Genomic DNA, 22598 nt, shown 5'->3' on the forward strand with positions numbered 1-22598 from the left:
ACCGGCTCCCGGGCTTGCAAGAAACCCGGGGCCTTCGGGGCGTCAGTCCTCCAGCAGCGCCTTGTTGCGCACGGCGCCCTTATCCGCACTGGTAGCCAGCAACGCATAAGCCTTCAGCGCCGTACTGACGCGACGGGCACGCGGCTGCGCCGGCTTCCAGCCCTTCCTGTCCTGCTCGATGCGGCGGGCGGTGAGTTCTTCATCGCTGACCAGCAGGTTGATGCTGCGGTTGGGGATGTCGATCAGCACCTTGTCGCCGTCCTGCACCAGGCCGATGGCGCCGCCCGCGGCGGCTTCCGGCGAGGCGTGGCCGATGGACAGGCCCGAGGTGCCGCCGGAGAAGCGGCCATCGGTGAGCAGGGCGCACTGTTTGCCCAGGCCCTTGGACTTCAGGTAGCTGGTGGGGTAGAGCATTTCCTGCATGCCCGGGCCGCCTTTCGGGCCTTCGTAGCGGATGATCACGATGTCGCCCGGCTTCACCTCGTCGGCGAGAATGCCCTTCACCGCGGCGTCCTGGCTTTCGAAGATCTTCGCCCTGCCCTCGAACACGTAGAGCGACTCGTCCACACCGGCGGTCTTCACCACGCAGCCATCCAGCGCGATGTTGCCGTACAGCACGGCCAGGCCGCCTTCCGCCGAATAAGCGTGCTCGACGCTGCGGATGCAGCCTTCGGCGCGGTCGTCGTCCAGGCTCGGCCAGCGGGTGTTCTGGCTGAACGCGGTCTGCGTCGGAATGCCGGCGGGGCCGGCCTTGAAGAAGGTGTGGACGGCTTCGTCGCGGCTCTGGGTGATGTCCCACTGGGCGATGGCGTCGGCCATGCTCGGGCTGTGCACGGTCGGTACGTCGGTGTGCAGCAGGCCGCCGCGGGCCAGCTCGCCGAGGATGGAGAAGATGCCGCCGGCACGGTGCACGTCTTCCAGGTGGTACTTCTGGATGTTCGGCGCCACCTTGCACAGCTGCGGCACCTTGCGCGACAGGCGATCGATGTCGCGCAGGTCGAAGGCCACCTCACCCTCCTGCGCGGCGGCCAGCAGGTGCAGGATGGTGTTGGTCGAGCCGCCCATGGCGATGTCCAGGCTCATGGCGTTCTCGAAGGCCAGGAAGCTGGCGACGCTGCGCGGCAAGACCCAGGCGTCGCCTTCGCCGTAATAGCGCTGGCACAACTCCACGGCCAGGCGCCCGGCACGCAGGAACAACTGCTCGCGGTCGGCATGGGTGGCCAGGGTCGAGCCGTTGCCCGGCAGCGACAGGCCCAGGGCCTCCACCAGGCAGTTCATCGAATTGGCGGTGAACATGCCGGAGCAGGAGCCGCAGGTGGGGCAGGCGCTGCGCTCGTACTCGGCGACCTGCTCGTCGGAGCAACAATCATCCGCCGCCACCACCATGGCATCGACCAGGTCCAGCCCGTGGCTGGCCAGCTTGGTCTTGCCAGCCTCCATCGGCCCGCCGGAGACGAACACCACCGGGATGTTCAGGCGCAGGGCGGCCATCAGCATGCCGGGGGTGATCTTGTCGCAGTTGGAGATGCAGACGATGGCGTCGGCGCAATGGGCGTTGACCATGTATTCCACGGAGTCGGCGATGATCTCGCGCCACGGCAGGGAATAGAGCATGCCGTCATGGCCCATGGCGATGCCGTCGTCCACGGCGATGGTGTTGAACTCCTTGGCCACGCCGCCGGCCTTCTCGATCTCGCGGGCGACCAGCTGGCCCAGGTCCTTCAGGTGCACGTGGCCGGGCACGAACTGGGTGAAGGAGTTGGCGATGGCGATGATCGGCTTCTTGAAGTCTTCGTCCTTCATCCCGGTGGCGCGCCAGAGGGCGCGGGCGCCGGCCATGTTGCGGCCGTGGGTGGAGGTTTTCGAGCGGTAGTCTGGCATGGGTGTTCCTATCGGCTGATCAGGGCTTTTTCTTGTCTTGTGGGGTTCAGGCGGGCGGGGTGCCTGTTCGATGCGCCGACTCGTAGGCCGCCACCGACTTGCGGATTTCCTCGCGGGCGTCGTCCAGGCTGCCCCAGCGCTCCATGCGCACCCATTTGCCGGGCTCGAGGGTCTTGTAGTTCTCGAAGAAGTGCTGGATCTGCTTGAGCAGCAGGTCGCTCAGGTCGCTGCACTGGCGCAGGTTGGCGTACAGGGTGCTGAGCTTGTCGTGGGGCACGGCGATGATCTTGGCGTCCGGCCCGGCTTCGTCGGTCATGTACATCACGCCGAGCGGGCGGCAGCGCAGCACGCTGCCGGGCGCGACCGGGCAGGGGGCGACGACCAGGATGTCCAGGGGGTCGCCGTCCTCGCTGAGGGTGGATGGAATGAAGCCGTAGTTGGCCGGGTAGAACATCGGCGTGCTGAGGAAGCGGTCGACGAACAGCTGGCCGCTGGCCTTGTCCAGCTCGTACTTGATCGGCGCGTGGTTGGCCGGAATCTCGATCACGGCGTAGAGATCGTCCGGGATGCCCAGGCCGGCGGGGAGGTCGGTGAAGCTCATGTCGCGGTCTCCGTAAACGTCAGGTGGCGGGGGTGTCGCGGTCGGCCTTGCGCTTGCCCACGGTGCCCATTTCCACGGGGGTCTTCACGTAGAACAGGGCGAGGTCCTCGGCCTCCAGGCGTTCGAACAGGCGCTCGCACTCGTCCTCGGTGACGGCCAGGCAGATTTCCACCGGCTGGTCGGCCAGTTCGAAGAAGTGGTAGGAGTGCACCCGCCCGGCGTGGCCGAAGCCTTCCGCGCCGACGACCAGGGTGGCGCCCTTGAGCTTCATGCCCCGGGCCAGGTCGACCATCCAGTCGGTGATCAGCTTGCCGCCGTGGCGGCGGCTCTGTTGGGTGAAGAATGTCACCAGGTAGCCTTTCATGATTGCGCCTCCGTCAGCGTGCGCCCAGCAATGTGTAGGTTAGAACGCCCGCGGCCGTTGCCAGCAGCGAACCTACGACGTGCACCGCGATTTCCCCCAGCGCCCAGGCCACGCGGCCGGTCTGCAGCAGCGAGAAGGTTTCCGCGGAAAAGGTCGAGAAGGTGGTCAGGCCGCCGCAGAAGCCGGTGATCAGCAGCAGGCGCCATTCCGGGCTGAGGCTCGGGTTGGCGGCGAAGAAGGCCACGGCCAGGCCGACGACGTAGCCGCCGATCATGTTGGCGGCCCAGGTGCCCGGCGGAATGGTGGGGAACAGGGCGTTGAGCTGCAGGCCGAGGAACCAGCGCAGCAGGCAGCCGATGGAGCCGCCGAGGACGATCACCAGGATGGATTTCAGCATGCCGGCGAGCCCCCATGGAAAGAGGGTACGGGCGATGCGGGGGAGGGGAATGGGTGGGGTGTTGCGGTCACGGTCCGGTCCTTTTGCAAAAGGACAGGACGCACACCTACGCACCCTGTCCAGGGTTCACGTAGGCATCATCAGCACGGGGGCGGTTAAAGGAGGAATGCCATCTCCTGCGGCGAAAGCTAGCACTTTTGCCGCGCCGGGGGAAAGCCCCCCGGGTACGTCTTGCAGCCATGGGCCGAACAGGTTCTTCTAAGCTGCAACGGGTGACGCCCGGCGGGTATTCCGCTGGACCCCGGAGCCGCCTGCCTGCGCAGGGCCCGCGCTCCGCCAACGAGGAGACATGATGGAGCCATCGCAGCAGCGGGCGCCGGAGACGGCCGGCAAGACGGGCCGCGCCGCCTGGCTCAACGCCACGGTCGTGGGGGCGGGGGTGACCAGCGCCCTGGGCGATTTCTGCTACGAGACCACCACCGTGATCCTGCCGGGGTTCCTGGCGGTGCTCGGGGTGCCCGCCGCCGCGCTGGGCACCATCGAGGGCATCGCCGATGCCCTGGCCGCCTACACCAAGATGTTCTCCGGCTACATCGCCGACAAGCTGGGGCATCGCAAGCTGCTGGTGGTGGTCGGCTACGGGCTGACGCCGGTCGGCCAGGTGCTGCTGGCCCTGGCGCTGGGCTGGCCGCTGATCCTCCTCGGGCGGCTGGTGTCCTGGTTCGGCAAGGGGCTGCGCGGGCCATTGCGCGATGCCATCGTGATCCAGGCGGTGACCGCCGAGACCCGCGGCCGGGCCTTCGGCTTCCACCGTGCGATGGATACTGTGGGCGCCGTGGCCGGGCCCCTGCTGGGCGTCGCGCTGCTCGGCTGGGCCCAGCAACTGCACTGGGACGATGACAGCGGGCCGTTCCGCCTGGTGCTGTGGCTGAGCGTGATTCCCGGCGCGCTCGCCGTGCTGGCGTTCCTGACCCTGGTGCGCGACCCGCAGCATTCGCCGAACCCGCAACTGAAGCTGCTGCAGACGCTGAAGGGCCTGCCCCTGCGCTTCAAGCGCTACCTGGGGGCGGTCGCGGTGTTCGGCGTCGGCGACTTCAGCCACAGCCTGCTCATCCTCGCCGCCACGCAGCTGCTGGCCGGCGGCCTGGGCCTGGTCCAGGCGGCGCAGGTGGCCGGCCTGTTGTACGTCTGGCGCAACCTGGTGCAGGTGCTGACGTCCTATCCCGTCGGCGCGCTGGCCGATCGCCTGGGTTCCCTGCCGGTGCTGGTGGCCGGCTATGCCCTTGGCGTCCTCACGGCGCTGCTGGCGGCCCTGGCCTTCTGGCTACGGGTGGACAGCCTGCCGCTGCTGGTGCTGCTGTTCACCGTCGCCGGGCTCTACGTCTCGGTGCAGGAGGCCCTGGAGTCCACCGTGACCGCCGACATGGTGGAGCCGCAGACATTGGCCCTGAGCTATGGCGCGCTCGGCACGGTGAACGGCACCGCGAAGTTCATTTCCAGCGCGACAGTCGGCCTGCTCTGGAGCGCCGTCTCGCCGGTGCTCGCATTCGTCTGCGCCGCCGTGCTGATGGCCGCGGGCAGCGCCGCGCTGGCCCGGCTGCCGGCCCGCGCCGGCTAGCCGTTGCGGCCTCAGGCCGGCTCGCCGAAGACCTGCGCATACAGGTCGGTGCCGAAGGCGGTGGCCAGCGGCTCGCCCTCGACGATGCGGAAGGTCCGCCCGCCGTCGTCCCGGCGTTCGGCGCGCAGGAACAGGCTGCCTTCGGGCGGCTCGCGGTAGAGGCTTTCGGCGAAGTCGTGGAGGTGGGTGACGAAGAAGGTCTTCACCCCGGCTTCGGCCAGGGCGCGCACGACCTGGCGGGCGATTTCCGAGCCCTCGCGCTCGTTGGTGGCGGCGAAGGATTCGTTGCACAGCAGGATGGAGCGCGGGCTGAGGTGGTCGACGATTTCGCTCATGCGCGCCAGTTCCTCGTCCAGCTTGCCGCGCCTCATGCTGGCGTCTTCCTCGCGCTTGTAGTGGGTGTACAGGCCGTCGCAGAGGTTGGCGCGCAGCCGCCGCGCTGGCACGAACAGGCCGCACTGCAGCATCAGCTGGGCCAGGCCGATGCTGCGCAGGAAGGTGGACTTGCCGCCCTGGTTGGCGCCGGTGATGACGAACAGCCGGCGGCCGTCGCCGGCCAGGTCGTTGCCCACCACCTGGCGCCGCATGTTCAGCGCCAGGCAGATGTCGTAGAGGCCTTCGAAGGCCTGCTGGTACTGCCCGGCGGGGGCGACCTCGGGGAAGCCGATTTCGCAGCGCAGCTCGCTCAGGCGCTCGCGCAGGTTCAGGCAGCCGATGTAGAACGCCAGCTCCGTGCGCAGCATCTCGAAGAAGCTGGTGATGTGCTCGGCCGCCTGGGCGAGGGCGTTGGCGACTTCGTTGGCGCCCCTGTCCTGCAGCTCCGCCAGCGCCGTGGCGCCGGTTTCGTCGCGCTCGGCGATCTCGTAGACGTAGCTCTCCGGTTTCTTCTGCACCAGGCGCTGCAGCCAGTTGCCCCGGGGTTTGGGGTAGCGCCGCAGGCAGTAGTCCACGCCGCGGTTCAGCGGGCCCAGGCGGGCGCTGACGAGGAAGCCCTTGCGCAGCTTGAGCTGCTCGAAATGCGCATTGAGTTCGGCGAAATACTGGTCGCTGATTTCCTCGCGGATCAGCCCGAACAGTTTGCCGAAGCCGTCCGAGGCGAAGCGCCCGGCCTGCTCGTCGGCCATCCGCCGCAGGCGCCGGAGCAGGTCGATCTGCAGGTGCAGCAGCTTCAGCGAGCGGTGCATGATGCTGCTGGGGTACTTGGTCATGAAGCTCAGGTAGACGTTTTTCTCCAGCCCCAGCACATCCAGCGCGAGCTGGTACAGGTCGCGCACCAGTGCCTGGTTGGCCAGGCAGTCGCGCAGCACCGCCTGGCGATGGCCGACCACCTCCTGGGTGCTGTCGAAGGCGGTCAGCAGGGCGCAGCTGGCGACCTGGCGGAGGAACTTGTCGTCGCCGGCCATGGCGTCGAACAGGCTGTCCAGGGCCAGGTCCTGGACCAGGTCGTCGGCGTGCAGCGGCGGTTGCCTGTCCAGGTCGAAGTCGGCCTGCGGGTACATGAGGTGGGCTTTCATGGCCGGATGCGCTCCTTCACGCTGGCGTAGGTGAGGCGGTGCTTGCGGGCGATGGAGAGGGCGTAGGACAGCCGGTCCGGCGGCTTGCGCAGGACCTTGAAGGTGCGCCGGGACGGGTCGTCCGGGTCGACGCAGCTCATCATGCTGACGATGGTCTCGCCCATCTGCGTCAGCTCGTGGATGAAGGTGACGCACACGCAGAGGGCGTCCAGTTCGATGATCCGCCCGAGGATCTTCTGGCCGAGGAAGGCGGCGTCGGCGGCGGTGGTCGAGGAGAAGATTTCGTTGATCAGCACCAGGCTGCGCTCGCTGGCGCCTTCGAATATGCCGCGGGCGCGGAGCAGGTCGTCCTGCAGCTTGCCGCGCAGGTCGCCGGGGCGCTCCTGTTTTTCGAACAGGGTGAACAGGCGGTCGAAGAGGAACAGCTCGGCGGACCCGGCCGGCACCCGGCAGCCGATGCAGGCCAGGTAGTGCAGCTGGCCGAACAGGCGGGCGAAGGTGGTCTTGCCGCCCTGGTTGGGGCCGGAGACCACCAGGATGCGTTCCCGTCCGGCAAGCTCGAAGTCGTTGCACACCACCTCCAGCTTGTTGCTGTTGCGCACCAGGCGGCTGGCCAGGGCAAGGTCGAAGGCGTTGCGGGCGAACACGGCCTTGCTGTCGGTGCGCACGCCGGGGAAGCAGAAGCTCATGCCGGCCTCCACCAGCGGCTGGATGTAGGCCAGGTACGCCAGGTAGAACTGCACCTCGCGGTCGAAGGTTTGCACGGTGTCGTCGAGGAAGCCGGCATGCCTGTCGCAGAATTCCGCCTGCTCGGCGAAGACCTCCGGGTAGAGCTGCGCCACCATGTCCAGCACCGCCGCCTCGACGTGGTTCATGCCCGGCCATTCGTTGAACTTGGCGTGGTAGTCGCGCACGTCGCCCTGGCGGAACTTGGCGAAGGTCCTGTCGATGGCCGTGCTGATGTCCTCGGTCGGCTCGTAGCGCTGGACGCGGACCTGGTTGCCGCTGATCAGCATCGAGTAGGTGACGGCGCCGAGCCCGTCGAGCAGGTGGCGGGTGTCGCCGGCCAGGCCGGCGAAGCGTTCCGAGGCCAGGTAGCGCCCCAGGTACGCCAGTAAGCCGCGCAGGCCGCGCGACTCGAAGGGGCGGGCGGCCAGGGCCTGGGCCAGTTGGTTGAGCGTGGCGCAATAGACGCGCACCGCCTCGACGAAGCTGCGCTGCTGCTGGCGCGGGTAGTAGAGCTTCTCTTCCGGCACCAGGTGCCGGCGCACGGCGCGCATGCCGGCGGCGAAGGCCTGGAGGTCGGCGAGCAGGCCGGGGTCGAGCAGGTCGTGCATCACCTCCTGGCGGTAGACGATGGCGTCGAGGTCGTCCAGGTGGGTGTAGAAGAACGGCTCCAGGTCGTACTCGTGGCGGTCGGCGGTGATGGCGTCGACCACCTGGTCGAGGTTCAGGTCCTTGAAGCAGGGCGGCGGCGCGCTGGCCAGGGGCGGGCGCCGGGGAAGAGGATGCTGTGGAAGTCGCCGGCTTGGGTGTCCGCGACCTGCGGATCGAGCGCGGCGGTGCCGGAAAGCGGCTGCATGGCTGATGACATGATCCATTCCTCCGGGGGCGGATGTCGTCCGGGGTCATGCAGGCATCATCAGCACGGGGGCGGTTAAAGGAGGAATGCCATCTCCTGGGTTTCAACCCTAGCAGAATCCCGTTGCGTCCGCCGGTGCTTGACGACAGACTTCATCCCTGATTTATTGAAACCGGTTTCATAGCCCTTCCAGCAGAAGCGCATACAAAAGGATCGCAAGGGTGAACGACATGCTGCCGCCTGCCCGCGGGCGGGTCACCATCAGCGAGGTGGCCCGTGCTGCCGGCGTCTCCAAGGCCACGGTCTCGCGCTACATCGGCGGCGACCGGCAACTGCTCGCCGACGCCACCGCCCAGCGCATCGAGGCGGTGATCGAGCAACTCGGCTACCGCCCCAACCGCATGGCCAGCGGCCTCAAGCGCGGCCGCACGCGGCTGGTCGGCATGCTCCTGGCGGACATCCGCAACCCTTACTCCATCGCCGTGATGCACGGCGTGGAGACCGCCTGCCGCCAGCACGGCTACAGCCTGGTGGTGTGCAACACCGACCGCGACGACGAGCAGGAGCGCCTGCACCTGGAAGCGTTGCAGTCGTACAACGTCGAAGGCCTGATCGTGAACACCCTCGGCCACCACGCCGGCGAGCTGGCCAGCCTGGCCCGCGAGCTGCCCATGGTGCTGGTGGACCGCCAACTGGAAGAGCTGCGCTCCGACCTGGTGGGGCTGGACAACGCCGATGCCGTGGAGCAGGCCCTGGACCACCTGCAGGCCCGCGGCTACCGCGACATCCTGGCGGTCAGCGAACCGCTGGACGGCACCAGCTCGCGGCAGGAGCGGGTGGCCGCCTTCCAGGCCTCCATCGCCCGCCGGCCCGGCCTGCGCGGCCAGGTGCTGGAAACCGGCGGCGACCTGCGTGGGCAGCTGGCCGCCTTCCTCGCCGGCGCCGGGCACGGCCCGCAGGCGCTGTTCACCTGCAACGGCGTGGCCACCCTGTGCGCCACCCGCACCCTGCACGAGATGGGCGTGCGCCTGTTCGACGAGGTCGGCCTGCTGGCCCTCGACGAACTGGACTGGTACCCCCTGGTCGGCGGCGGTATCACCGCCCTGGCCCAACCCACCGAACGCATCGGCCAGGCGGCCTTCCAGTGCCTGCTGGAACGCCTGCAGGGCGCCACGCTGCCGGCGCGGCGCCTGGACCTGCGCGCCGAACTCATCGTCAGAGGCTCCACCCCAGCACGCGGCTGAAACCGGGGCGGCCCGGCGCCGCTCTGGTTTTCGGCTAGAAATGAAACCGGTTTCATCCGGCTGAACGAGAAGGACAAGAACAATGCACGCGAACCCCGTATCCATCAGCCTGTCCAGTTTCGGCGCCGATGCCGTGCGCCAGCGGGGCCAGGCCGCCTACCTGGCGCTGCTGGCCGAGGCCGGCGCGAGCCGCGTCGAATGGCGCGAAGAACTCTTCGACGCGCTGCCCGATGCCGCCACCCTGGCTGCGGCCAGCGCCGCCCAGGGCCTGGAAAGCCTGTACTCGGCGCCGCTGGAGCTGTGGCGCGCCGACGCCAGCCTGGAGCCGGCGGTGGCCGAACGCCTGCGCCTGGCAGGGGAGGCCGGCGCCGTGGCGCTGAAGGTTTCCCTCGGCCACTACCGCGACGAATGCGACCTGGAGGCCCTGCGCCCCTTGCTGGCGCAGGGGCCGGCGCTGCTGGTGGAGAACGACCAGACCGCCCAGGGCGGCCGCGTCGAGCCGCTGCTGCGCTGCTTCCGCCGCGCCGCCGAGCTGGGCCTGCCGCTGGCCATGACCTTCGACATCGGCAACTGGCACTGGCAGGGCGAGTCGCCGCAGCAGGCCGCGCGCCTGCTCGGGCCCTGGGTGCGCTACGTGCATTGCAAGGCGGTGCGCCGCCGCGAGGACGGGCGCCTGGTGGCCGTAGCGCCGCAGCCCGCCGACCTCGACGAGTGGGAGGCGCTGCTGGCGCGCTTCGCCCCCGGCGTGCCGCGCGCCATCGAATACCCGCTGGCCGGCGACGATCTGGCCAGCCTGACCCGCGAGCAGGTCGCGCAACTGGCGCAGCTGGGCCGCGCCGCGGAGGTGCGCCATGGCTGAACACGACGTGCTCTGCTTCGGCGAGACCATGGCCATGTTCGTCGCCGAGCAGTGCGGCGACCTGGCCGAGGTGGAAGGCTTCGGCAAGCGCATCGCCGGCGCCGACAGCAACGTGGCCATCGGCCTGGCGCGCCTGGGCCTGCGGGTGAACTGGCTGAGCCGGGTGGGCGACGACTGCCTGGGCCGCTTCGTGCTGGCCAGCCTGCGCCGCGAGGGCCTGGACTGCGACGGCGTGGAAGTGGACGCGCAGCACCCCACCGGCTTCCAGCTCAAGGCCCGCTGCGACGACGGCAGCGACCCGCGGGTGGAATACTTCCGCCGCAATTCGGCGGCCAGCCGCATGTCGCCGACGCTGCTGCGTCCGGGCCTGCTGCGCGCCCGCCATCTGCACGCCACGGGCATAGTGCCGGCGCTTTCGGCGAGCTGCCGCGAGCTGTCCCATCAACTGCTGGACGCCATGCGCGCCGCCGGCCGCAGCGTCTCCTTCGACCCCAACCTGCGCCCCTCGCTGTGGCCGGACCGCGCCACCATGGTGCGCGAGATCAACGCCCTGGCGTCCAAGGCCCACTGGGTGCTGCCGGGCCTGGAGGAGGGCCGCCTGCTGACCGGCCGCCAGTCGCCCGAGGCCATCGCCGGCTTCTACCTTGAACAGGGCGTGGAGTGCGTGGCCATCAAGCTCGGCGCCGAGGGCGCCTACTTCCGCGATGCCGACGGCCGCGAAGGCGTGGTGCCGGCGCAGCCGGTGGCGCGGGTGGTGGACACCGTGGGCGCCGGCGACGCCTTCGCCGTGGGCGTGATCAGCGCCCTGCTGGAAGGCTGCGACCTGCGCCACGCGGTGGCCCGCGGCAACTGGTGCGGCAGCCGCGCGGTGCAGTCGCGTGGCGACATGGAAGGCCTGCCCCTGCGCCACGAACTCGAAGCCCACGACGCCCGCCTGCGCGCCTGACCCGGACCCTAAGATCGCCGGCCCGGCCGGCACCTGTTGCGACAAGAACAACAAGCTCAGGAGAAATGCCATGCAGATCGACCGACTCGCCCCACGCCGCTGGTGGCACATCATGCCCATCGTCTTCATTACCTACAGCCTGGCCTACCTGGACCGCGCCAACTACGGCTTCGCCGCCGCCTCCGGCATGGCCGGGGACCTGAACATCACCCCGGCGCTGTCCTCGCTGCTGGGCGCGCTGTTCTTCCTGGGCTACTTCTTCTTCCAGGTGCCCGGCGCCATCTACGCCGAGAAGCGCAGCGTGAAGAAGCTGATCTTCGCCAGCCTGATCCTCTGGGGCGGCCTGGCCACGCTCACCGGCATGGTCCGCGACGTCTACCTGCTGGTGGGCATCCGCTTCCTGCTGGGCGTGGTGGAGGCGGCGGTGATGCCGGCCATGCTGATCTACCTCTGCCACTGGTTCACCCGCGCCGAGCGCTCGCGGGCCAACACCTTCCTGATCCTCGGCAACCCGGTGACCATCCTCTGGATGTCGGTGCTCTCCGGCTACCTGGTGAGCCAGTTCGACTGGCGCTGGATGTTCATCATCGAGGGCCTGCCGGCGGTGCTCTGGGCCTTCATCTGGTGGCGCCTGGTGGATGACCGCCCGGCCCAGGCCAAGTGGCTGGACGAGGCCGAGAAGGCCGCGCTGCAGCGGGCCCTGGCCGCCGAGCAGCAGGGCATCAAGCCGGTGAAGAACTACCGCGAGGCGTTCCGCTCGCCCAAGGTGATCATCCTCTGCCTGCAGTACTTCTGCTGGAGCATCGGAGTGTACGGCTTCGTGCTCTGGCTGCCGTCGATCCTCAAGCAGGCCTCGGGCCTGGACATCGTCAGCGCCGGCTGGCTGTCGGCGCTGCCGTACCTGGTGGCGGTACTGGCGATGCTCGGGGTGTCCTGGGCCTCGGACCGCCTGCAGAAGCGCAAGCGCTTCGTCTGGCCGCCGCTGCTGGTCGCCGCTCTGGCCTTCTACGGCTCCTACGCCCTGGGCAGCCAGCACTTCTGGGCCTCCTACGCGCTGCTGGTGATCGCCGGCGCCTGCATGTACGCGCCCTACGGACCGTTCTTCGCCATCGTTCCGGAAGTGCTGCCGAGCAACGTCGCCGGCGGCGCCATGGCGCTGATCAACAGCATGGGCGCGCTGGGCTCGTTCTCCGGCTCCTGGCTGGTGGGCTACCTCAACGGCGCCACCGGCGGGCCCGGCGCCTCCTACCTGTTCATGTGCGGCGCGCTGCTGGCGGCCGTCGCCCTGACCGCCATCCTCAACCCCTCGCAGAAAGCCGAGCGCCTTCGTCCGGCGCTGGGCCACTAGGAAGATTCGACCATGAAGAAACGCATCGTCCTCTACAAGCGCCTGTCCGACGCGCTGATGCAGCGCCTGCAGGCCCACGCCGAGGTGACCCTGATCGAGGACCCGGCCGCCGACGGCCTGGCCCGCCTGCGCGCGGCGCTGCCCGGCGCCCAGGGCCTGCTGGGCGCCAGCCTGCGCCTGGACGCCGCGCTGCTGGACCTGGCGCCGCAGCTGGAGGCGGTCTCCAGCGTCTCGGTGGGCGTGGACAACTACGACATCGCCGAGCTGGAGCGCCGCGGCGTGCTGCTCACCAACACCCCCGACGTGCTCACCGAGACCACCGCCGACACCGGCTTCGCCCTGCTGCTGGCCAGCGCCCGGCGGGTGGCCGAGCTGGACCGCTGGATCCGCGCCGGGCACTGGCAGAGCGGCATCGGCCCGGCGCAGTTCGGCTGCGACGTGCATGGCAAGAGCCTCGGCATCGTCGGCATGGGCCGCATCGGCGAGGCCCTGGCGCGCCGCGCCCAGGCCGGCTTCGGCATGCAGGTGCTGTACAGCGCGCGGCGGCCGCGGCCGGAGGTGGAGGCCCGCTACGGCGCGCGCCACCTGCCGCTGGATGCGCTGCTGGGCGAGGCCGACTTCGTCTGCCTGTGCGTGCCGCTGAGTGCTGAAACGGAGGGGCTGATCGGCGAGCGCGAACTGGCGCTGATGAAGCCTTCGGCCATCCTGGTGAACATCTCCCGCGGCCGCGTAGTGGACGAAGAGGCGCTGCTGCGGGCCCTGCGCGAGCGGCGCATCCGCGGCGCCGGCCTGGACGTGTTCGTGCGCGAGCCGCTGCCGGCGGATTCGCCGCTGCTGCGGCTGGACAACCTGGTGGCGACGCCACACATCGGCTCCGCCACCGAGGAAACCCGCGAGGCCATGGCCCGCTGCGCGGTGGACAACCTGCTGGCGGCACTGGCCGGCGAGCGCCCGGCGAACCTGGTCAACCCCGGCGCCTGGGCGCGTCGATCCGGTTGAACCGCCGCCTTTTCACCCGGTCCGACCCGTGACCGCCCCTCTGCCTGCAAGGACCCGCCCATCATGATCAAACCCGCCGCCCTGACCCTGCTGCTGTGCGCCGGCGCCGGCCTGTTCGCCGGGCCGGCCAGCGCCGCCCAGCAATACGACCTGCTGGTCGGCACCTACACCGGCGCCGGCAGCCAGGGCATCTACCGTTACCGCTTCGACAGCGCCAGCGGCCACATCCAGGCCGAGGTGCTGCAGGTGATGCCCAGCGAAAACCCCTCCTGGCTGACGCTCAATCCCGACCAGACGCGCCTGTACGCCGTCAACGAGAATGGCCCCGGCGCGAGCGACCCGCTCGGCAAGGTCAGCGCCTTCGCCATCGACCCGGCCAGCCACCAGCTGAGCCTGCTGAACCAGGTGCAAAGCCGCGGCGACGAGCCCACCTACTCCAGCCTGGCGGCCGGGGGAGGGCACCTGTTCGTGGCCAACTACGCAGTGCACCCGGACCCCGGCGGCAACCTGGCGGTGCTCGGCATCGATGAGCAGGGCCAACTGACCGGCGTGGTGCAGCAGGAGCGCCATGGCGCCTCCCGCGTCAACCCCGAGCGCCAGGCCAGCAGCCATGTGCACTCGGTGGTTTCCGGGGTGGACGGGCGCTACGTCTACGTGCAGGACCTGGGCGCGGACAAGGTCTTCATCTACCGCTACGAGGCGGCCAACCGCGAGCACCCGCTGAGCCCGGCGCAACCGGCAGCGGTGGACCTGCCGCCGGGCAGCGGCCCGCGCCACCTGCTGTTCAGCCGCGACGGCCGCTACGCCTACCTGACCCTGGAGATGGCCGGGCAGATTGCCGTGTTCGAGGTGCACGACGGTCAGCTGAAGCGCACGCAATTGGTGGACATGGCCGCCGGCCAGGACACCGCGCACAAGGCTGCCGCTGCCGTGCACCTGTCGCCGGACGGGCGTTTCCTCTATGCCAGCAACCGCGGCAAGGCCAGCGAGCTGCTGGTGTATGTGGTGGATCCGGCCAGTGGCCAGTTGAAAGAATTGCAGCGGCGCTCGGTGGAGGGCGTCGAGCCGCGCGAGTTCAGCCTGGATCCCAGTGGCCGTTTCCTGTTGGTGGCGAACCAGAAGAGCAACCAGGTCGTGGTCATGCGCCGCGATCCGGACAGCGGCAAGTTGGGGGAGACGGTGCAGAGGTTTGCCATCGATTCGCCTTCTGATCTGAAGTTCCTGCGGTGAGGTTGGGGTGATGAAGAACACCCTCTCCCCAGCCCTCTCCCGCAAGCGGGAGAGGGGGCTGTCCGGAGTGGGTGGGGAGTTCGGAGTCATCCTGAAACGCCTGACCCCACCCCGTCATTCCCGCGAACGCGGGAACCCAGTGACGGGCGGGTTCGCGAGCAAGCTCGCTCCTACGAAGAGCAAAAGCAGCTCTGCTCTGGCTTTTGCTCTTGGGACTTCCAGAGAAACCTCCGCGCGCACCGAAACGCCCCTTCAGAAGGCCGAGCGAAACCGGCGCTCAGGAGGTCATGCGACATGGATGTCGCGAGAGCCCCGCGGGCTACAGGGACGTACCCTCGGGGCGGGCCTCCGTGGCGGGGGAGTTCGTGAGGGTAGCCCGGCTTTATCGGGCCCGTATGTTGGGGCAAGCCTTTTTGGTTCCTTTTTGCGGGGGTGGCCTTCCACCGTTTGACAAAAGGGACTCGCCCGAGGGGGCGAAACGAGAGACATCAAAGCACTCGGTGCGGCGCGCTACACCGAGCCCAACGCAAAAGTCACTGGGTTCCCGCGTTCGCGGGAATGACGAGGGGAGATCGGCTCACCAGACCGATGACCCCAGCGCGCTTTCGATAGCCACCTATGCTTACCGACACGAACAACAGCCCCGCGCGCCCGGCACCACCGGCCGCAAAAGGGGCGAGAAGACCTACACGACCTGATTGACCTGTTGGAAAAAGGAGAGACCCAGCCATGTCCAACGACGACCCGTTCGCCGCGCAACCGGCGCGGCGCGACTTCCTGCGCAAGTCCCTGGCGCTGATCCCGGTGGCCACCCTGGCCGGCACCGGCGTGGGCAGCGTGGTGCTTGGTGGCCCTAGCACGCCCGCGGCCGACCCGCAGCCCGCCGCCGAGCCGCAGCAGGGCGGCGCGCGCGCCTACCAGCCGACTTTCTTCACCGCCCAGGAATGGGCCTTCGTCCAGGCCGCCGTGGCCGTGCTCATCCCCACCGACGCGCTGGGCCCGGGGGCCGCGGACGCCGGCGTGCCGGAATTCATCGACCGCCAGTTGAACACCCGCTACGGCAGCGGCGGGCTCTGGTACATGCAGGGGCCCTTCCACCCGGATGCCGCGCCGGAGCTGGGCTACCAGCTCAAGCTCAGCCCGCAGGAAATCTACCGCCTGGGCATCCAGGAGACCGATGCCTGGTGCAAGGCCAAGTGGAACAAGCCCTTCGCCGAGCTGGACGCGGCGCAGCAACAGCAGGCGCTGGAAGCCCTGGACGGCGGCAAGGCCGAATTCCAGGCGGTGCCGGCGGCGACCTTCTTCGCCATGCTCTGGCTGAACACCCGCGAGGGCTTCTTCAGCGACCCGCTGCACGGCGGCAACCAGGGCCTGGCCGGCTGGAAGCTGATCGGCTTCCCCGGCGCCCGCGCCGACTTCATGGACTGGGTGGAGCGCGACGAGCGCTATCCCTTCCCGCCGGTTTCCATCAGTGGCGAGCGAGGTTGAGGCAATGGCCCAGGTATTGAAGAAAGTCGATGCGGTCATCGTCGGGTTCGGCTGGACCGGCGCCATCATGGCCAAGGAACTGACCGAGGCGGGGCTGCAGGTGGTGGCCCTGGAGCGCGGCCCGGCCCGCGACACCTACCCCGACGGCGTCTACCCGCAGACCATGGACGAGCTGACCTACAACTCGCACAAGAAGCTGTTCATGGACATCTCCCGCGAGACCGTGACCCTGCGCCACGGCCTCGACGACCTGGCCGTGCCTTACCGCCAGTTCGGCGCCTTCCTGCCCGGCACCGGCACCGGCGGGGCGGGGCTGCACTGGTCGGGCGTGCATTTCCGCGTCGACCCGGTGAAACTGCGCCTGCGCAGCCACTACGAGGAACGCTACGGCAAGGCTTTCATCCCCGAGGGCATGACCATCCAGGACTTCGGCGTCAGCTACGACGAGCTGGAGCCGTACTTCGACTTCGCCGAGAAGGTCTTCGGCACCTCCGGCACGGCCTGGTCGATCAAGGGCCAGGTGGTGGGCCGCGACAAGGGCGGCAACCCCTTCGCCGCCGACCGTTCCAGCGACTTCCCGCTGCCGGCGCAGAAGAACACCGTGTCCGCGCAACTGTTCGAGAAGGCCGCCCGCGAGGTCGGCTACCACCCCTACAACCTGCCCTCGGCCAACACCTCCGGGCCCTACACCAACCCCTACGGCGCGCAGATGGGGCCGTGCAACTTCTGCGGCTTCTGCAGCGGCTACGCCTGCTACATGTACTCCAAGGCCTCGCCCAACGTGAACATCCTGCCGGCGCTGCGCCAGGTGCCAAACTTCGAACTGCGCAACAACGCCCACGTGCTGCGGGTGAACCTCAACGCCGAGAAGGACCTGGCCACCGGCGTCACCTACGTCGACGCCCAGGGCCGCGAAGTGGAGCAGCCGGCGGACCTGGTGATCCTCGGCGCCTTCCAGTTCAACAACGTGCGCCTGATGCTGCTCTCGGGCATCGGCAAGCCCTACGACCCGGTGAGGAACGAGGGCGTGGTGGGGCGTAACTTCGCCTTCCAGAACATCTCCACGGTGAGCGCCTTCTTCGACAAGGCCAGCCACCACACCAACCCCTTCATCGGCGCCGGCGGCAACGGCGTGGCGGTGGACGACTTCAACGCCGACAACTTCGACCACGGCCCCCACGGCTTCGTCGGCGGCTCGCCGTTCTGGCTCAACCAGGCCGGCACCAAGCCCATCGCCGGGGCCAAGGTGCCGCCGGGCACGCCCAAGTGGGGCAGCGCCTGGAAGGCCGCGCTGGCCGACAGCTACCGGCACATGCTGGCGATGGACACCCATGGCGCGCACCAGTCCTACCGCGACAACTACCTGGACCTCGACCCGGTGTACAAGGACGCCTACGGCCAGCCGCTGCTGCGCATGACCTTCGACTGGAAGGACAACGACGTGAAGATGAACCGCTTCATGGTCGCGCAGATGCGCAAGATCGCCGATGCCATGGGCGCCAAGGTGGTCACCGCGCCGATGAAGGAATTCGGCCAGCACTTCGACGCCACCGTGTACCAGACCACCCACCTCAACGGCGGGGCGATCATGGGCACCGACCCCAAGACCAGCGCCTTGAACCGCTACCTGCAGGTGTGGGACGTGCACAACGTGTTCGTCCCCGGCGCTTCGGCCTTCCCCCAGGGCCTGGGCTACAACCCCACCGGGCTGGTGGCGGCGCTGACCTACTGGTCGGCGCGGGCCATCCGCGAGGTTTACCTGAAGCACCCGGGCCCGCTGGTGCAGGCATAGGAGGCCGGAACATGAAGACATTCCTCAGCGCCGCCCTGGCCATGGCCGCCAGCACCGCGCTATACGCCGCCGATGCGACCGACCCGGCGCAGGTGAAGCAGGGCGAATACCTGGCCCGCGCCGGCGACTGCGTGGCCTGCCACACTGCCAAGGGCGGCGAGCCCTTCGCCGGCGGCCTGCCGATGGCCACGCCCATCGGCACCATCTACTCGACCAACATCACCCCGGACAAGACCGGCATCGGCAACTACAGCTACGAGGACTTCGAGCGCGCCGTGCGCCAGGGCATCGGCAAGGGCGGCAGCACCCTGTACCCGGCCATGCCGTACCCGTCCTATGCCCGCGTCCGCGACGAGGACATGCGCGCGCTCTACGCCTACTTCATGCACGGCGTGGCGCCGGTGGTGCAGGAGAACAAGGACAGCGACATCCCCTGGCCGCTGAGCATGCGCTGGCCGCTGGCGATCTGGCGCGGGTTGTTCGCCCCCGAGGTGAAGCCCTTCGCCGCCGCCGGCCAGGACCCGACCCTGGCCCGCGGCGCCTACCTGGTGGAAGGCCTGGGGCACTGCGGCGCCTGCCATACGCCACGGGCGCTGACCATGCAGGAGAAGGCCCTGGCCGCCGCCGACGGGCCAGCCTACCTGTCCGGCAGCGCACCGCTGGAAGGCTGGATCGCCAAGAACCTGCGCGGCGACCACAAGGACGGCCTGGGCAGCTGGAGCGAGGCGGAGATCGTCGCCTTCCTCAAGACCGGGCGCAGCGAGCGCAGCGCGGTATTCGGCGGCATGAGCGACGTGGTCGAGCACAGCATGCAGTACATGACCGAGGCCGACCTGACCGCCATCGCCCGCTACCTGAAGTCCCTGCCGCCGGTGAACCCCGATGACAAGCCGTTCCGGGAAGACCGCCAGGTCGCCGGGGCGTTGTGGAAGGGCGACGACGGCAAGACCGGCGCCGCGCTCTACGTCGACAACTGCGCCGCCTGCCACCGCACCGACGGCAAGGGCTACGCCCGGGTGTTCCCGGCGCTGGCCGGCAACCCGGTGCTGCAGAGCGCGGACGCCACCTCGCTGATCCACATCGTGCTCGACGGCAGCACCCTGCCGGCCACGGCGACGGCGCCGTCCACCTTCAGCATGCCCGGCTTCGCCTGGCGCCTGTCGGACCAGCAGGTGGCCGAGGTGGTCAACTTCATCCGCAGCAGCTGGGGCAACCAGGCCGGAACGGTGGATGCCGGGCAGGTGAAGGCCTTGCGCAGCCAGCCCAGGCCGGAGTTGAAGGCGGCGACGTTGATCGGTGATACCACGGGGGTGAAGGAGGCGCCGTAGCCGACGGCAAACACCACACCCCGTAGGATGGGTTGAGCGAAGCGATACCCATCACCGTGGCCGCATGGGTTTCGCAAGCTCAACCCATCCTACGAAAAGCACCCCGGCGCAGTGGGCAAGACAGTCGCTCCTGCGCCGTGCGTCCCAGGGCGCGTAGGAGCGGACTTCGTCCGCGATGGGATTACCCGGCGGCATCGGTGCCTCGGGCTGCCTCCGCCCCTCTCCCCAACCCTCTCCCTTCAGGGAGAGGGCGGGGGGAGAGGGAACGGACCCCCACCCAGCACACCCGCCCACCCCCTGTCATGAAATGCGAAACCGCTGTCGCCCCAGGTGAAGCAGCCGCGGGGCCTCGTGCCTAGAGTCCGCTCCATGGGCAACTGCCCGGCAGAACAACGCAGACTGGAGAATCCGGCATGGCCAAGGCCGTTCGCTTTTATGAGACAGGGGGACCCGAGGTGCTTCGCTTCGAGGACGTGGAGGTCGGCGACCCCGGCCCCGGGCAGGTGCGCATCCGTCACGTGGCGGTGGGCCTGAACTACGCGGACACCTACTTCCGCAACGGCACCTACCCGGTGCCGCTGCCCTCGGGCATGGGCGTGGAGGCCGCCGGCGTGGTGGTGGCGGTGGGCGAGGGGGTGGCCAACGTGGCGCCCGGCGACCGCGTCACCTACACCGGCTTCGTCAACACCCTCGGCGCCTACGCCACCGAGCGCCTGGTGCCGGCCGCGCCGCTGATCCGCCTGCCGGAGAACATCGCCTTCGAGACCGCCGCGGCCATGACCATGCGCGGCCTCACCTCGGCCTACCTGCTGCGCCGCATCCACTACTTCGAGCCGGGCGACAGCATATTGCTGCACGCGGCGGCCGGCGGCGTCGGCCTCATCGTCGGGCAATGGGCCCGGCTGCTGGGGCTGAACGTGATCGGCACCGTGTCCAGCGCGGCCAAGGCCGAAGTCGCCTACGCCCACGGCTGCGCCCACGTCATCAACTACGCCGAGGAAGACGTAGCCGGCCGCGTGCGCGAGCTGACCGATGGCCGCGGCGTGGACGTGGTCTTCGACAGCGTCGGCAAGGACACCTTCATGGCCTCGCTGGACTCGCTCAAGCGCCGCGGCCTGATGGTCTGCGTCGGCACCGCCTCCGGGCCGATCCCGGCCTTCGACCCGGTGCTGCTGGCGATGAAGGGCTCGCTGTTCCTCACCCGCCCGGCGCTGGCCGACTACATCGCCGAGCCGGCGGAGAAGCAGGCGCTGCTGGACGAGCTGTTCGGCCACGTCGGCAACGGCGACATCCGCATCGAGATCAACCAGCACTACGCGCTGGAGGACGCCGTGCAGGCGCACCGCGACCTGGAAGCGCGCAAGACCACCGGTTCATCCATCTTCGTCATCTGAGGGCCTGGCCATGCACGTGGAACGACTGACCTGCAGCATCGGCGCCGAGCTGTCCGGGGTGAACCTGGGCGACGCCGCGCGCGATGCCGAGCTGTTCGCCGAGATCCGCCGCCTGCTGCTCGAACACAAGGTGCTGTTCCTGCGCGACCAGGACATCAGCCGCGCCGAACACGTGGCCTTCGCCCGCCGCTTCGGCGAGCTGGAGGACCACCCGGTGGCCGGCAGCGACCCGGAACACCCCGGCCTGGTGCGCATCTACAAGAACCCCAACCAGCCCAACGACCGCTACGAGAACGCCTGGCACACCGACGCCACCTGGCGCGAGGTCCCGCCCATGGGCTGCGTGCTGCGCTGCGTGGAATGCCCGCCGGTGGGCGGCGACACCATGTGGGCGAACATGGCCCTGGCCTACGCCAACCTGCCGGCGGGGATCAAGGAGAAGATCGCCAACCTGCGCGCGCGCCACAGCATCGAGGCGAGCTTCGGCGCGGCCATGCCGATCGACAAGCGCCTGGCGCTCAAGGCGCAGTACCCCGACGCCGAGCACCCGGTGGTGCGCACCCACCCGGAAACCGGCGAGCGGGTGCTGTTCGTCAACGCCTTCACCACTCACTTCAGCAACTACCACACCGCGCAGAACGTGCGCTTCGGCCAGGACGCCAACCCCGGCGCCGGCGACCTGCTGCGCTACCTGGTGAGCCAGGCCTACATCCCCGAGTACCAGGTGCGCTGGCGCTGGAAGAAGAACAGCGTGGCGATCTGGGACAACCGCAGCACCCAGCACTACGCGGTGATGGACTACCCACCCTGCGTGCGCCGCATGGAGCGCGCCGGGATCATCGGCGACAAGCCGTACTGAGCCGGGCCGCGCGCCCGACGTCGATCCGACAAGAACAATCCGAGGAGACCGACATGCAATTTTTCGACGATTCCCTGCACCCGGAAAACCAGGAGAAGGTGGTCATCACCGTGGCCCCCTACGGCCCGGAATGGATGCCCGAGGACTTCCCCGAAGACATCCCGGTGAGCATGGACGAGCAGGTACAGAAGGCCGTGGACTGCTACGAGGCCGGCGCCACCGTGCTCCACCTGCACGTGCGCGAGCTGGACGGCAAGGGCTCCAAGCGCCTGTCCAAGTTCAACGAACTGATCGCCGGCGTGCGCGAGGCGGTGCCGGAGATGATCATCCAGGTCGGCGGCTCCATCTCCTTCGCCCCCGAGGACGAAGGCGAGGCGGCCAAGTGGCTGTCCGACGACACCCGGCACATGCTCGCCGACCTGACGCCCAGGCCGGACCAGGTCACGGTGGCGATCAACACCACCCAGATGAACATCATGGAGCTGCTCTACCCGGAATACCTGGAGGGCACCTCCCTGGCAAACCCGGCGTATCAGGCGGCCTACAGCGAAATGACCGTGCCCGCCGGCCCGGCCTGGGTCGAGGAGCACCTGAAGCGCCTGCAGGCCTCCGGCATCCAGCCGCACTTCCAGCTCACCGGCATGCACGCCCTGGAGACCCTCGAGCGCCTGGTGCGCAAGGGCGTCTACCGCGGCCCGCTGAACCTGACCTGGATCGGCATCGGCGGCGGCTTCGACGGCCCCAACCCGTTCAACTTCATGAACTTCGTGCACCGCGCGCCGGACGGCGCCTGCATCACCGCCGAGTCGCTGCTGAAAAACGTACTGCCGTTCAACATGATCGCCATGGCCATGGGGCTGCACCCGCGCTGCGGCATCGAGGACACCATCATCGACCAGCATGGCAAGCGCATGGGTTCGGTGGCGCAGATCCAGCAGTGCGTGCGCGTCGCCCACGAGCTGGGCCGCGAGGTCGCCGACGGCCGCGAGGCGCGGGACATCTACCGCATCGGCGTGCAGTACGACAGCGTCGAGCAGACCCTGCGCATGAACGGCATGGCGCCGAACCGCGTGCCGGGCCAGAAGGGCGTGCCGCAGCGCGCCTGAGTTGCAGAACCCGCGGCGGCCGGGGTTCGTGCCCCGGCCGCCGCGCAC

20 protein-coding genes and 2 riboswitches are annotated in these 22598 nt (G+C 69.1%); of the genes, 13 read left to right on the forward strand and 7 right to left on the reverse strand.

Features of this window, described 5'->3' with window-relative positions; translation table 11 throughout:
* Nucleotides 1–42 precede the first annotated feature (42 nt).
* Genes ilvD through crcB form a run of 4 tightly spaced genes read right to left on the reverse strand, consistent with a single transcriptional unit; the run spans nucleotide 43 to nucleotide 3243 of the window.
* Nucleotides 43–1881, reverse strand: coding sequence for a dihydroxy-acid dehydratase (gene ilvD, locus BM060_RS06460; RefSeq protein WP_074978392.1), 1839 nt, complete (start codon nucleotides 1879–1881; stop codon nucleotides 43–45).
* 46 nt (nucleotides 1882–1927) lie between these two features.
* Nucleotides 1928–2482 (reverse strand): inorganic diphosphatase, encoded by a 555-nt coding sequence (ppa, locus tag BM060_RS06465; RefSeq protein ID WP_074978394.1) that lies wholly within the window; start codon nucleotides 2480–2482, stop codon nucleotides 1928–1930.
* Nucleotides 2483–2501: 19 nt separating this feature from the next.
* Nucleotides 2502–2846 (reverse strand): DUF190 domain-containing protein, encoded by a 345-nt coding sequence (locus BM060_RS06470; protein ID WP_074978396.1) that lies wholly within the window; start codon nucleotides 2844–2846, stop codon nucleotides 2502–2504.
* 13 nt (nucleotides 2847–2859) lie between these two features.
* Nucleotides 2860–3243, reverse strand: coding sequence for a fluoride efflux transporter CrcB (gene crcB, locus BM060_RS06475; RefSeq protein ID WP_009622628.1), 384 nt, complete (start codon nucleotides 3241–3243; stop codon nucleotides 2860–2862).
* A 124-nt stretch (nucleotides 3244–3367) separates the two neighbouring features.
* Nucleotides 3368–3429: riboswitch (Fluoride riboswitch) on the reverse strand.
* Between the two features lie 163 nt (nucleotides 3430–3592).
* On the opposite strand from crcB, the gene BM060_RS06480 reads away from it, so the two are divergent.
* Complete coding sequence (locus tag BM060_RS06480) at nucleotides 3593–4861, forward strand: MFS transporter (protein ID WP_245322982.1); 1269 nt, start codon at nucleotides 3593–3595, stop codon at nucleotides 4859–4861.
* Between the two features lie 11 nt (nucleotides 4862–4872).
* On the opposite strand, the gene BM060_RS06485 is transcribed toward BM060_RS06480, so the two are convergent.
* Genes BM060_RS06485 through BM060_RS33130 form a run of 3 tightly spaced genes read right to left on the reverse strand, consistent with a single transcriptional unit; the run spans nucleotide 4873 to nucleotide 7969 of the window.
* Entirely contained in the window at nucleotides 4873–6375 is a 1503-nt protein-coding gene (locus BM060_RS06485; protein WP_074978399.1) for a MutS-related protein, read from the reverse strand.
* Nucleotides 6372–7814 carry a MutS-related protein gene (locus BM060_RS06490; RefSeq protein ID WP_210147047.1) on the reverse strand — a complete coding sequence of 481 codons (1443 nt, stop codon included), beginning with the start codon at nucleotides 7812–7814 and terminating at the stop codon, nucleotides 6372–6374. Before BM060_RS06490 ends, BM060_RS06485 begins: the two co-directional genes overlap by 4 nt.
* Before the next feature lie 11 nt (nucleotides 7815–7825).
* Nucleotides 7826–7969 carry a hypothetical protein gene (locus BM060_RS33130; protein ID WP_210147048.1) on the reverse strand — a complete coding sequence of 48 codons (144 nt, stop codon included), beginning with the start codon at nucleotides 7967–7969 and terminating at the stop codon, nucleotides 7826–7828.
* A 32-nt stretch (nucleotides 7970–8001) separates the two neighbouring features.
* A riboswitch (Fluoride riboswitch) is annotated at nucleotides 8002–8063 on the reverse strand.
* A gap of 124 nt (nucleotides 8064–8187) precedes the next feature.
* Here BM060_RS33130 and BM060_RS06495 point away from each other — a divergent pair.
* From BM060_RS06495 to BM060_RS06550, 12 genes are all read left to right on the forward strand, one after another.
* The gene (locus tag BM060_RS06495; RefSeq protein ID WP_009622620.1) at nucleotides 8188–9201 is read left to right on the forward strand and encodes a LacI family DNA-binding transcriptional regulator; all 1014 of its coding nucleotides are present in this window, start codon (nucleotides 8188–8190) and stop codon (nucleotides 9199–9201) included.
* A gap of 82 nt (nucleotides 9202–9283) precedes the next feature.
* Complete coding sequence (locus BM060_RS06500) at nucleotides 9284–10060, forward strand: xylose isomerase (RefSeq protein ID WP_009622618.1); 777 nt, start codon at nucleotides 9284–9286, stop codon at nucleotides 10058–10060.
* Complete coding sequence (locus BM060_RS06505) at nucleotides 10053–11006, forward strand: sugar kinase (RefSeq protein ID WP_074978401.1); 954 nt, start codon at nucleotides 10053–10055, stop codon at nucleotides 11004–11006. The genes BM060_RS06500 and BM060_RS06505 overlap by 8 nt, the downstream gene beginning before the upstream one ends.
* Nucleotides 11007–11076: 70 nt before the next feature.
* On the forward strand, nucleotides 11077–12354 hold the full coding sequence (locus BM060_RS06510; protein ID WP_074978404.1) for an MFS transporter: 1278 nt from the start codon (nucleotides 11077–11079) through the stop codon (nucleotides 12352–12354).
* 12 nt (nucleotides 12355–12366) lie between these two features.
* Nucleotides 12367–13353: a 2-hydroxyacid dehydrogenase gene (locus tag BM060_RS06515; protein WP_074978407.1), complete on the forward strand. Its 987-nt coding sequence runs from the start codon at nucleotides 12367–12369 to the stop codon at nucleotides 13351–13353.
* A gap of 63 nt (nucleotides 13354–13416) precedes the next feature.
* Nucleotides 13417–14583 carry a lactonase family protein gene (locus BM060_RS06520; protein ID WP_074978410.1) on the forward strand — a complete coding sequence of 389 codons (1167 nt, stop codon included), beginning with the start codon at nucleotides 13417–13419 and terminating at the stop codon, nucleotides 14581–14583.
* 729 nt (nucleotides 14584–15312) lie between these two features.
* Entirely contained in the window at nucleotides 15313–16071 is a 759-nt protein-coding gene (locus tag BM060_RS06525; RefSeq protein ID WP_074978412.1) for a gluconate 2-dehydrogenase subunit 3 family protein, read from the forward strand.
* 4 nt (nucleotides 16072–16075) lie between these two features.
* Nucleotides 16076–17863 (forward strand): GMC family oxidoreductase, encoded by a 1788-nt coding sequence (locus tag BM060_RS06530; protein WP_074978415.1) that lies wholly within the window; start codon nucleotides 16076–16078, stop codon nucleotides 17861–17863.
* A gap of 11 nt (nucleotides 17864–17874) precedes the next feature.
* On the forward strand, nucleotides 17875–19191 hold the full coding sequence (locus BM060_RS06535) for a cytochrome c (protein ID WP_074978418.1): 1317 nt from the start codon (nucleotides 17875–17877) through the stop codon (nucleotides 19189–19191).
* A 413-nt stretch (nucleotides 19192–19604) separates the two neighbouring features.
* Nucleotides 19605–20585, forward strand: coding sequence for a quinone oxidoreductase family protein (locus tag BM060_RS06540; protein WP_074978421.1), 981 nt, complete (start codon nucleotides 19605–19607; stop codon nucleotides 20583–20585).
* Nucleotides 20586–20595: 10 nt separating this feature from the next.
* Nucleotides 20596–21444, forward strand: a complete 849-nt coding sequence (locus tag BM060_RS06545; RefSeq protein WP_074978423.1) for a TauD/TfdA dioxygenase family protein — start codon at nucleotides 20596–20598, stop codon at nucleotides 21442–21444.
* A 53-nt stretch (nucleotides 21445–21497) separates the two neighbouring features.
* The gene (locus tag BM060_RS06550) at nucleotides 21498–22550 is read left to right on the forward strand and encodes a beta-keto acid cleavage family enzyme (RefSeq protein WP_074978425.1); all 1053 of its coding nucleotides are present in this window, start codon (nucleotides 21498–21500) and stop codon (nucleotides 22548–22550) included.
* Nucleotides 22551–22598: the final 48 nt, after the last annotated feature.

This window comes from Pseudomonas citronellolis (assembly GCF_900112375.1).
Classification (GTDB): domain Bacteria; phylum Pseudomonadota; class Gammaproteobacteria; order Pseudomonadales; family Pseudomonadaceae; genus Pseudomonas; species Pseudomonas citronellolis.

Bases quoted from the DNA above. Each gene is read 5' to 3' on its own strand.
- ilvD (WP_074978392.1), bottom strand. From the start codon at position 1,881: ATGCCAGACTACCGCTCGAAAACCTCCACCCACGGCCGCAACATGGCC.
- ppa (WP_074978394.1), bottom strand. From the start codon at position 2,482: ATGAGCTTCACCGACCTCCCCGCCGGCCTGGGCATCCCGGACGATCTC.
- BM060_RS06470 (WP_074978396.1), bottom strand. From the start codon at position 2,846: ATGAAAGGCTACCTGGTGACATTCTTCACCCAACAGAGCCGCCGCCAC.
- crcB (WP_009622628.1), bottom strand. From the start codon at position 3,243: ATGCTGAAATCCATCCTGGTGATCGTCCTCGGCGGCTCCATCGGCTGC.
- BM060_RS06480 (WP_245322982.1), top strand. From the start codon at position 3,593: ATGATGGAGCCATCGCAGCAGCGGGCGCCGGAGACGGCCGGCAAGACG.
- BM060_RS06485 (WP_074978399.1), bottom strand. From the start codon at position 6,375: ATGAAAGCCCACCTCATGTACCCGCAGGCCGACTTCGACCTGGACAGG.
- BM060_RS33130 (WP_210147048.1), bottom strand. From the start codon at position 7,969: ATGTCATCAGCCATGCAGCCGCTTTCCGGCACCGCCGCGCTCGATCCG.
- BM060_RS06495 (WP_009622620.1), top strand. From the start codon at position 8,188: ATGCTGCCGCCTGCCCGCGGGCGGGTCACCATCAGCGAGGTGGCCCGT.
- BM060_RS06500 (WP_009622618.1), top strand. From the start codon at position 9,284: ATGCACGCGAACCCCGTATCCATCAGCCTGTCCAGTTTCGGCGCCGAT.
- BM060_RS06505 (WP_074978401.1), top strand. From the start codon at position 10,053: ATGGCTGAACACGACGTGCTCTGCTTCGGCGAGACCATGGCCATGTTC.
- BM060_RS06510 (WP_074978404.1), top strand. From the start codon at position 11,077: ATGCAGATCGACCGACTCGCCCCACGCCGCTGGTGGCACATCATGCCC.
- BM060_RS06515 (WP_074978407.1), top strand. From the start codon at position 12,367: ATGAAGAAACGCATCGTCCTCTACAAGCGCCTGTCCGACGCGCTGATG.
- BM060_RS06520 (WP_074978410.1), top strand. From the start codon at position 13,417: ATGATCAAACCCGCCGCCCTGACCCTGCTGCTGTGCGCCGGCGCCGGC.
- BM060_RS06525 (WP_074978412.1), top strand. From the start codon at position 15,313: ATGTCCAACGACGACCCGTTCGCCGCGCAACCGGCGCGGCGCGACTTC.
- BM060_RS06530 (WP_074978415.1), top strand. From the start codon at position 16,076: ATGGCCCAGGTATTGAAGAAAGTCGATGCGGTCATCGTCGGGTTCGGC.
- BM060_RS06535 (WP_074978418.1), top strand. From the start codon at position 17,875: ATGAAGACATTCCTCAGCGCCGCCCTGGCCATGGCCGCCAGCACCGCG.
- BM060_RS06540 (WP_074978421.1), top strand. From the start codon at position 19,605: ATGGCCAAGGCCGTTCGCTTTTATGAGACAGGGGGACCCGAGGTGCTT.
- BM060_RS06545 (WP_074978423.1), top strand. From the start codon at position 20,596: ATGCACGTGGAACGACTGACCTGCAGCATCGGCGCCGAGCTGTCCGGG.
- BM060_RS06550 (WP_074978425.1), top strand. From the start codon at position 21,498: ATGCAATTTTTCGACGATTCCCTGCACCCGGAAAACCAGGAGAAGGTG.